This is a genomic window from Kitasatospora sp. NPDC004531, assembly GCF_053602195.1.
The window spans coordinates 65,400-71,893 of the sequence record NZ_JBSGDD010000029.1; the positions used below are offsets into that span (position 1 = coordinate 65,400).

The following is a 6,494-nucleotide window of genomic DNA, read 5'->3' on the forward strand; positions in this document are numbered from 1 at the left end:
TGCGATCAGCCGACCGGCAGGCCGCCGCCGCCGACGCCGCCCAGCAGGCTGCCGACCGGGCCGAGGGCGCCGGTCAGGCCGCCGAGCGGGCTGCTGCCGCCGCCGAGCCCGGGCATCGAGCCCAGCCGGTTGGCGGACTCGTGCTCGGCCAGGCCGGTGACCGCGTTCGTGACGGCGCCGGTGACGGGCAGCGACTTGGCGGCGCCGAGGACGGGGCCGAGCTTCTCGGCGGCCGGCAGGCTCTGCGCCAGCCGGTCCACCGGCAGGCCCTTGGCGACGGTGCTGACCGGGGTGGCGGTGGCCTTCTGGGCGGCCGGAACGACCTTGTCGGTGATGGTCGGGCCGACCTTCTGCCCGACGGCGGGGACGACCCGGTCGGACAGCGTGCCGAGCGCGCCGGTCAGCTCGCCGGCCTTGGCTGCCGGGCCGAGGTGGCCGAGCGTCTCGTCGGTGGAGGGCAGGGCGTGCGCGACGGTGTTGCCGGCCGCGTCGGCGGCGGCCGGGGCGCCCGCCGCGAGGGCCGCGCTGCCGGTGGTGCCGACCATCTGGCCGAGTTCGTGGCTCGCCCCCTGCACCGTGTCGCCCGAGTTGGGGACGTCGGCCAGCTTGGTCACGCCGGCTCCCAGGTCGGTCTGCGGGACCACCTCGGTGGCGGAGGCGGCACCGGCGGCCGCGAGCGGCGCCGCGGTGGCGGCGACGAGCAGCGCGGCCTGGGCGATCCGGCGCGTGAGGGGGAGGGACATGGCGCTCCTAAGAGGTGAGGTCTACGGTCCGCCGGGCGGACGGCCGGCACGGCTGTCCGGCTCGCCCCGCGGGCGACGTGTATGACCGCAAGAGCACCGGGAAGGTTTCGGCCGGTCAAGGTCAAGGGTTCGCAAAGATCGGACGATCCGCTTTCCGGCAAACCGGGCGGATCGTCCACGAAGGGGGTGCTGGCGAAACGTCACTTCCCTTGCCGCGCCCGGAATCCGCCACCGGTGCGGCCGACCGGCGTGTCGCCCGATCGCCGACTGCCCTGCCGTCAGCGGGAGTTGACACGAATCACCCGTCGGGCCGTCACCCGCGCGTCTGTGCGTCAACGCACCGTCGGCGCCGTCACTTCTTCTTCGCCGGTGCGCCCAGCGTCACCAGCACCCGGTCCGCGGGGGCGCCCGGCAGCGGCTTCCAGCCGTCGGTGGGCCGGTCCACCCGCCACACCTTGCCGTCGTAGGCGACCTGCCCGATGCCCAGGTCCGCCGCCCGCGCCACCGACCACTGCGCCAGCGCCCAGCCGGTCTGCTGGGTGCCGCCCGCGCCCGCGGTGCTCGCGGTCGGCTGCGGGGTGAGCGCCAGCACCTCGCGCGGGTCCTTGGGCGCCGCCTCCGCGCCCGCCACCGTCACCGCCTTGCCGAACTCCCGGCGCACCCGCTCCGAGACCCCGGAGACCGGCGGGGCCGCCGAGTCCGGCGCCGGCAGGTCGTGCACCACGCAGGTCAGCGCCGCCGGCTCACGGCCCATCAGCACGGTGGCCAGCAGCGTCGCGTTGTTCTCGTGCTTGGCGTACGCCTGCGGGTAGCCGCTGCGCTGCACCTGCTGGGCGGCGTCGGTCAGCGGCATCTGCGCGTAGCCGTTCACCTTCACCAGCGCGTCCAGGAACTTGTTGGTCGCGTACACCGGGTCCATGATCTGCTCGATGGTGCCCCAGCCCTGCGAGGGACGCTGCTGGAACAGGCCCACCGAGTCCCGGTCGCCGCCCTCCAGGTTGCGCAGCTTGGACTCCTGGATCGCGGTCGCCAGCGCGATCGTCACCGCCCGCTCGGGCAGGCCGCGGGACATCGCCACCGCCGTGATGGTCGCCGCGTTCGCCGCCGCGCCGAGCTCCAACTTGCCGGAGCCTGCCGCCGTGGCGACCTTGCAGCCCTCGTCCGGGACGCTGATCTTCTCCCGGTTCAGCCACACCACCAGGCCGCCGACCACCGACAGTGCCAGCAGCCCCACCAGGATCCGCACCCACGGCCGCCGACGGCGCCCCGACGCGCCACCCCCCGCGTACTCGGCGTCTGCGGCCACGGTCTGCCCCTCTCCCTCGTCGGCGGTCCTCGTCCTGTCGCAGCGGCCCCGTTCGGGCCCGCGCCGCCCGCGGACACCGTAACCGCTCGGACGGCCGTACGGGTCCGTGCGGTTGCGAGCCCGACGCCGGGCCGTTCGGCCGCTCGGTAGGGTTGCCGCCATGAGCAGCCCGAACGAGCCCCTCGACCTGACCCTCGACGGCGGCACGCTGACCGCCCGCCTCGTCGACTTCCCGTCCGTCAGCGGCGAGGAGACCGCCCTCGCCGACGCGGTCGAGGCCGCGCTCCGGGCCTACCCGCACCTCACCGTCGACCGGTTCGGCAACAACGTGGTCGCCCGCACCCACCTCGGCCGGGCCCAGCGGGTGGTGCTCGCCGGCCACCTGGACACCGTGCCGATCGCCGACAACGTGCCCTCGCACGTCGAGGGCGACCTGCTCTACGGCTGCGGAACCTCCGACATGAAGTCCGGCGTCGCCGTCCAACTCCGGCTCGCCGCAACGGTGGTGGAGCCCAACCACGACGTCACCTACGTCTTCTACGACAACGAGGAGGTGGAGGCCGACCGCAACGGCCTCGGCCACCTCTTCGCCGCCCACCCCGACTGGCTGGCCGGCGACTTCGCCGTCCTGATGGAGCCCAGCGGCGCCGTCGTCGAGGGCGGCTGCCAGGGCAGCCTGCGCGCCGACATCACCCTCACCGGCGTCCGCGCGCACGCCGCCCGCAGCTGGCTCGGCGACAACGCCATCCACAAGGCCGCCGAAGTGCTGCGCCGGCTGGTCGACTACACGCCCCGACGGGTCCTCATCGACGGCCTGGAGTACCGCGAGGGCCTGAACGCCACCCGGATCGACGGCGGCGTCGCCGGCAACGTCATCCCCGACGAGTGCCGCATCCACCTCGCCTTCCGGTTCGCCCCCGACCGCAGCCTGGAGCAGGCCGAGGCCCACCTGCGGGAGGTGTTCGAGGGCTTCCAGCTCGACATCGCGGACGCCTCGCCCGCCGCGCTGCCCGGCCTCTCCCAGCCCGCCGCCCGGGACTTCCTGGCCGCCGTCGGCGGCGAGCCGCGCGCCAAGTTCGGCTGGACCGACGTCGCCCGGTTCTCCGCGCACGGCGTCCCCGCCGTCAACTACGGCCCCGGCGACCCGAATCTGGCCCACAAGCGCGAGGAGCACTGCTCGCTCAGCGCGATCGCCGAGGTCGAGGAGCGACTGCGCGCCTGGCTCACCGCGTAACGCGGCCACGGCCTTTGGAGGTCGAGCAGCCGTTTTCCGTTGTTCCCCGGAAAGTTGCCTTGTCAGGCGTAGGGTTTCGTCATGACAGCCAACGGAGATGGACACGTCCGCCGGACCAGGAAGCCGTGGCCCGAGAAGCGCAAGGGCCCGGTGCTGCTCCGGCGGGACCAGGTCGAGACGGAGACGACGGACCAGCGGCTGCTGGACACCACCGGGCCCACCGACTGGTTGCACACCGACCCGTGGCGGGTGCTGCGGATCACCTCGGAGTTCGTCGAAGGCTTCGGCGCGCTCGCCAAACTCCCCACCGCGATCAGCGTGTTCGGCTCCGCCCGGACGGCGGTCGGCTCGCCCGAGTACCAGTCCGGCGTGGAGATCGGCCGGGCCCTCGCCGAGGCCGGCTACGCGGTGATCACCGGCGGCGGCCCCGGCGCGATGGAGGCCGCCAACAAGGGCGCCACCGAGGCCGGCGGCCTGAGCGTCGGCCTCGGCATCGAGCTCCCCTTCGAGCAGGGCCTGAACGAGTACGTCGACCTGGGCCTGAACTTCCGCTACTTCTTCGTCCGCAAGACGATGTTCGTGAAGTACTCGCAGGGCTTCGTGGTGCTCCCCGGCGGGCTCGGCACGCTGGACGAGCTGTTCGAGGCGCTCACCCTCGTGCAGACCAGGAAGGTCACCCGCTTCCCGGTGATCCTCTTCGGCAGCGCCTACTGGGGCGGGCTGGTGGAGTGGCTGAAGAACACCCTGATCGCCCAGGGCAAGGCCAGCCCGCAGGACGTCGACCTGTTCCACGTCACCGACGACGTCGCGGACGTGCTGAAGGTGCTGGAAGCGGCCCGCAAGCCGCAGGGGACCGAGGCCTGACCGGCCCTGCTCCGGGGTGGGCTCCGGGGTGGGCGCTGCGATCGGGTGCTGCGGTCGGGCGTTGTGGTCAGGCGCTGTGGTCGGGCGTTGTGGTCAGGCCAGCCCCCGGCGGGCGACCGCCGGGGGACGGGTGCCGCGGATCGACGCCACCATGTCCAGCACCTGCCGGGTCTCCGCGACCTGGTGCACCCGGTAGACCTGCGCGCCCAGCCAGGCCGAGACGGCGGTGGTGGCCAGGGTGCCGAGCAGGCGCTCGTCCACCGGCTTGTCGAGCGTCTCGCCGACGAAGTCCTTGTTCGACAGCGACACCAGCACCGGGAACCCGGTCGCCGTCATCTCCGGCAGCCGGCGGGTCGCCTCCAGCGAGTGCCGGGTGTTCTTCCCGAAGTCGTGGCCCGGGTCGATGATCAACCCGTCGCGGCGCACGCCCAGTTCGAGCGCCCGCTCGGCCAGCCCCACGGTCACCGCCAGGATGTCCGCCATCACGTCCTCGTACCCCACCCGGTGCGGACGCGTCCGCGGCTCCGCGCCGCCGGCGTGCGTGCACACCAGGCCCGCGCCGTAGCGCGCCGCGACCTCCGCCAGCTTCGGATCGAAGCCGCCCCAGGCGTCGTTCAGCAGGTCCGCGCCCACCTCGCAGACCGCCTCGCCGACCTCGTGCCGCCAGGTGTCCACGCTGATCACCGCGTCCGGGTGCCGCTTGCGCAGCTCCGCGACGAACGGCACCGTGCGGCGCAACTCCTCCTCGACGGTGACCTCTTCGCCCGGGCCGGCCTTCACCCCGCCGATGTCCAGGATCGCCGCGCCCTCCGCCACCGCCCGGTCCGCCGCCGCGAAGGCCGCCTGGTCGGCGAAGGTCGCGCCGCGGTCGAAGAACGAGTCCGGGGTGCGGTTGACGATCGCCATCACGACCAGCTCGTCCGGGCCGAACTCCCGCGTGCCGAGGCGTAGTGCCACCGTTGTCTCCTCCTCAGCGCTCCCGGGTGCAATGATGGGCCCCGGCCTGTACGGGACCATGATCCCACCTGATCCCGCCAGAGGGCCGAAGCCGACGGGAACTGCCGGGAACTGCCGGGAACTGACGGAGGACAGCTCGTGTTCTGGGTGATCGTGGTTGCGATGGCCGTGGTCGTCGGCGGTGCCGCACTGGTGGCACTGGGCGGCGGCGGATCCCTCCCCGAGGCGGAGCACGACCGCCTCACCGCCCGCTTCCCGCAGGACCGCCCGCTCAGCCGCAACGACGTCGACGAACTCCGCCTCCCGATGGCGCTGCGCGGCTACCGGATGGACGAGGTCGACGACGTCCTCGACCGGCTCGGCGCGGAACTCGCCCTCCGGGACGCGAAGATCGCCGAACTGGAGGCGGTCGGCGCGGTGCGCGGCTCGGTCGAGGCGAGCGGCTCCGTCGGCGGCGATCCGCTGCCGGGGCTGGAGTCGTTCACGGCGGTGCTGGAGAAGAAGCCCGCCGTCGAGGGCTCGCCGGAGGGCTCGTCGGAGGACTCGTCGGACGCGGATTCCGAGAAGAGCGACCGGCCGTGACCGGGGCGGTCCTCGGCGCGGACGGGCTGCGCCGGTGCGGGTGGGGCGACTCGTCCGACGACTACCGGCTCTACCACGACACCGAGTGGGGCCGGCCGGTCCACGGCGACCAGGCCCTGTTCGAACGCGTCTCGCTGGAGGCGTTCCAGTCCGGGCTGTCCTGGATCACCATCCTGCGCCGCCGCGAAGGCTTCCGGACCGCGTTCCGGAACTTCTCGATCGAGCAGGTCGCGGAGTTCGGCGACGCCGACGTGGAACGGCTCATGGCCGACACCGGAATCATCCGCAACCGCGCCAAGATCCTCGCCACCATCGCCAACGCGAAGGCCGCCCGCGAACTCGGCGACGGCCAACTGGACGCGCTGATCTGGAGCCACACCGGCGACCCGACCCGCCCGGCGCCCAGGACCCTGGCCGAGGTGCCGGCGGTCACGCCGGAATCGACGGCGCTGGCACGGGAGTTGAAGAAGAACGGCTTCCGCTTCGTGGGCCCGACCACGGCCTACGCCCTGATGCAGGCCTGCGGCCTGGTGAACGACCACCTGGCCGACTGCCACGCCCGCTGACCGGCTGGTGGCGACCCGCCCGCGCAGCCACCTCCCACCATCCGCGGACCTCGCCGGCCGTGCCCTCCGACGGGGGCGGGGCGGGGTGAAGGGGGCTGCGCCTCGTCGTGTCTGGTCTGTGTGCCGCCGGGTGTCCACTCCTCGCCATCCGCGGACCTCGCCGCCCGTGCCCTCCCGCTTCGCGCAGTTCCTCGCGCCCCCACCACGGCGCGCCCGGGGGGGTGGGGCGGGTGAGCGGTACG

At 73.6% G+C, this 6,494-nt stretch carries 7 protein-coding genes; 4 read left to right on the forward strand and 3 right to left on the reverse strand.

Features of this window, described 5'->3' with window-relative positions; genetic code table 11:
* Positions 1–5: 5 nt before the first annotated feature.
* Together ACWEMJ_RS14990 and ACWEMJ_RS14995 are read right to left on the reverse strand one after the other, a co-directional pair.
* Positions 6–743: a hypothetical protein gene (locus tag ACWEMJ_RS14990; protein WP_452137450.1), complete on the reverse strand. Its 738-nt coding sequence runs from the start codon at positions 741–743 to the stop codon at positions 6–8.
* 352 nt (positions 744–1,095) lie between these two features.
* The gene (locus tag ACWEMJ_RS14995) at positions 1,096–2,049 is read right to left on the reverse strand and encodes a hypothetical protein (RefSeq protein WP_452137451.1); all 954 of its coding nucleotides are present in this window, start codon (positions 2,047–2,049) and stop codon (positions 1,096–1,098) included.
* A gap of 160 nt (positions 2,050–2,209) precedes the next feature.
* On the opposite strand from ACWEMJ_RS14995, the gene dapE reads away from it, so the two are divergent.
* Entirely contained in the window at positions 2,210–3,283 is a 1,074-nt protein-coding gene (gene dapE / locus ACWEMJ_RS15000; protein WP_452137452.1) for a succinyl-diaminopimelate desuccinylase, read from the forward strand.
* 81 nt (positions 3,284–3,364) lie between these two features.
* Complete coding sequence (locus ACWEMJ_RS15005) at positions 3,365–4,147, forward strand: LOG family protein (protein ID WP_452137453.1); 783 nt, start codon at positions 3,365–3,367, stop codon at positions 4,145–4,147.
* 93 nt (positions 4,148–4,240) lie between these two features.
* Here the strand turns inward: ACWEMJ_RS15005 and folP are convergent, their stop codons facing one another.
* Entirely contained in the window at positions 4,241–5,053 is an 813-nt protein-coding gene (gene folP, locus ACWEMJ_RS15010) for a dihydropteroate synthase (protein ID WP_452137456.1), read from the reverse strand.
* Positions 5,054–5,242: 189 nt separating this feature from the next.
* On the opposite strand from folP, the gene ACWEMJ_RS15015 reads away from it, so the two are divergent.
* Positions 5,243–5,686: a DivIVA domain-containing protein gene (locus tag ACWEMJ_RS15015; protein WP_452137454.1), complete on the forward strand. Its 444-nt coding sequence runs from the start codon at positions 5,243–5,245 to the stop codon at positions 5,684–5,686.
* Positions 5,683–6,252 (forward strand): DNA-3-methyladenine glycosylase I, encoded by a 570-nt coding sequence (locus ACWEMJ_RS15020; RefSeq protein WP_452137455.1) that lies wholly within the window; start codon positions 5,683–5,685, stop codon positions 6,250–6,252. Before ACWEMJ_RS15015 ends, ACWEMJ_RS15020 begins: the two co-directional genes overlap by 4 nt.
* The last annotated feature ends 242 nt before the right edge of the window (positions 6,253–6,494 follow it).